The sequence below is a fragment of the Protofrankia sp. Cr1 genome (assembly GCF_963555865.1).
Classification (GTDB): domain Bacteria; phylum Actinomycetota; class Actinomycetes; order Frankiales; family Frankiaceae; genus Protofrankia.
The window spans coordinates 1-2,627 of record NZ_CAUVXO010000675.1; the positions used below are offsets into that span (position 1 = coordinate 1).

At 69.7% G+C, this 2,627-nt stretch carries 3 protein-coding genes and 1 pseudogene; 1 reads left to right on the top strand and 3 read right to left on the bottom strand.

Going from position 1 to position 2,627, the window contains the following annotated elements; translation table 11 throughout:
- The 3 genes from U9980_RS27805 to U9980_RS27815 form a co-directional block, all read right to left on the bottom strand.
- Nucleotides 1–698: ISL3 family transposase (locus U9980_RS27805; RefSeq protein ID WP_322770643.1), on the bottom strand; the 698-nt coding region annotated here is incomplete at its 3' end.
- Between the two features lie 81 nt (nt 699–779).
- Complete coding sequence (locus tag U9980_RS27810; protein ID WP_322770644.1) at nt 780–1,016, bottom strand: hypothetical protein; 237 nt, start codon at nt 1,014–1,016, stop codon at nt 780–782.
- Entirely contained in the window at nt 1,013–1,768 is a 756-nt protein-coding gene (locus U9980_RS27815; RefSeq protein WP_322770645.1) for a TnsA-like heteromeric transposase endonuclease subunit, read from the bottom strand. Before U9980_RS27815 ends, U9980_RS27810 begins: the two co-directional genes overlap by 4 nt.
- 656 nt (nt 1,769–2,424) lie before the next feature.
- Here U9980_RS27815 and U9980_RS27820 point away from each other — a divergent pair.
- Nucleotides 2,425–2,627, top strand: a pseudogene (locus U9980_RS27820) (deaminase); the annotation flags it as partial.

Genomic DNA, 2,627 nt, shown 5'->3' on the forward strand with positions numbered 1-2,627 from the left:
TCGCTAACCTGCACCGCACCGGGCAGGGCGTCGGTGATTCCCTGGGCGTAGGAGGCCGAGCCGTCCCGGCAGACGATCTCCACACCGGGGTGGGCGCGTAACCAGGCGGTGAGCGTTCCGGCGGTGCGGTCGGGCAGCACGTCCACGCGGGTGTGGGTGACGGCGTCGATCAGGATGGTGGCGTAGCGGCGCCCTCGCCGCAACGCGAAGTCATCGACCCCCAGCACTGTGGGCACCGACAGCTCGGGCAGCGGCAGCGCCATCAGCAGGCGTAGCAGCGTGCTGCAGCTGACCGCCTGGTGCAGGTACGGCAGCAGCCGGGCGGCGGTTTTCCCCGCCAGGGCCGCCGCGACCGCGCCCAGCTGCCGGTGCAGGGCGGGAGTGCGTCGCTGATAGCGGGCGGTCAGCCCGGTCACCTGCTCCACGAACGTGGTCTTTGGACAGGCGGGGTTCTCGCAGTACAAGCGGCGCACCGACAGATCGATCAGGACCGGACGGCCGCCGACCGCCTCGTCGGCCACGTGCCGCACATACCTGCTGTGCACCCACGCCGAGGACCATCCGCACGCCGGGCACGCGACCGCCACACCCTCCCGGGACCGCGCCGTGATCCGGACCACGCCCGTACCGGGCTCCACCGCATCCACTCGCACCGCGGCCAACTGCGGCAGTAAGGCCGCCAAGTCGATGTCACACACCAGCCAGCATGCACCCGAACTGACCTGCCGTCACGGCCCCACCAGATTCGATCTTCAGCTACGAAAATCTTGTCTGAGCCGTTATATTGACAGACCCTCGAGCGGCGACACCGCCGGCAGCCCGCCGCGCGGCAGCCCGTCGAGCACGGCGAAGTCCTCATCGGCCAGCAACGCGGACACGCTGATGGTCACGACCTGACCCGCCGGGTCCGCCAGCCGGACAACCGGGCCGGCGACCCCGATCACCGTCTGGCCGCGGTCGTCGAACCGCACCCGATCCCCGATCCCAAGCCCACCCGGCCGCCTGGCCCCGCTCATCCAGCGCCCCCCGGCCCCGAAGCCAGACTGACAGCCGTGGCCGCGGTCAGCCGAACCGTCAGGTCCGCCGCCAGCCTGTGGCACCACAGCAGGTGGAAGAGCACTGGCAGGACCGCCAGCGGATCACCGACGGCTTCCGCCCCGGCCAGCAGCGGCGCCGGTTCGGCGAACTCCTTCACCAGGAGTTCCGCCACATCCGGCGATCCGCACCGTCGATGGCGATACCGCGACAGCCACGCCACGTTCGCCGTCCGCACCGGATCCACCGCGCCCACCCGCCGAAAACGCCACCCCGCCAGCTCACACGCCTGCCTGGTCGCCTCGAACGCCTCCGCGTCCCGCGGCTCGATCCGGTCGTCCGGCCGCACGTCGATGACCACGCCGGTACCGTCCACCAGCCGGGCGAACGCGTCCGGCGCATGACGCCTCGACCGGCCAGCGTCGTCACGCCAGCAGAGCCAGAACGGCTGCGTCGAGATCGCCACGACCGCCGGGTCGAAGTCCAGCAACATCAGGTGGTCCCGCTCGAGCCAGGACTCGTATCCCACATGCCCGCCGGTCGTCGCCGACCACCACAGGCCCGGCATATGCCGCTGCCCCCGCGCCCACCGAAACTCCCGGACCGGCGGGAAACCCTCAGGGCGCAGCCCCGGCCACGACGCAGCGACCTCACCGCACTCCAGCCCGCGCGCGTCGAGATAACGCAGCTCGAACCCCGGGTCGACGGCGTCCGCAGCCGGCGCCGCCACCACTCTCAGCCACCCCCAACACAGACGATCAAGATGTCGAGGACACTACAACGTCAGGAGACGCCGGGCAAGCAAGATTCAATGACGGATCGGAATCTTCACCGTCACGGGACAGCGCCCAACCCAGGGGCAGGCTTGAGCGTCGCCGGTCTCGTGTCCCGTCTCAGCGAAGCTGGCTTGTGATCATGGCGTCTGCCAGGGCGTGCCAGATTCGTTGAGACGATCCAGGGTGTGCCTGTCTCAGCGAATCTGGCACGTATGGGGCATCGTCGACCGCCGTCTCAGCGAATCTGGCCCGTGTGGCTGCGCGTGCTGGTGTTCCGGGACAATTGATGTTGCTCGACCCGGGGCTGGCCCGCGACGAGGAATCGTCGGTGGCATGTGGGCGGCCATCGGGATCCGCCCACTGGCGGCCAACAGACGCTGCCCACTCATGGCCATCTCGTCACGCAGCGTGCTGACACCGGGGGGACACGACAGCCTCGCCAGCGCCGCCCTCGACCGGCACTTGCGGGACAGGGCGCCGGTCCTTCAGTGTTACGAGTGCGCGATCCTCGCGCCCTCCCAGCAGGTCCGACCGGGGGACCGATGAGAAATGGCGGCGGCGCCGGTCTGACGGTCCGCCAGGTACCTGCGACCGCAGCAAGGGAGAGCAACCTATGAGACCGCTCCGATACTCGATCAACGTCACCCTCGACGGCTGCTGCGACCACCGGGCGGTGATCCCGGACGAGGAGTTGCATCGCCATCACGCCGCCAATCTGGAACGAGCCGATGCCCTTCTCCTTGGCCGGGTGACCTACGAGATGATGGAGGCGGCGTGGCGGCAGCCGGCGACGGGAACGTGGCCTGACTGGATGGC

What these genes read in the sequence shown, in the direction of transcription:
- U9980_RS27810 (WP_322770644.1), bottom strand. Translation starts at nt 1,016, where the DNA reads ATGAGCGGGGCCAGGCGGCCGGGTGGGCTTGGGATCGGGGATCGGGTG.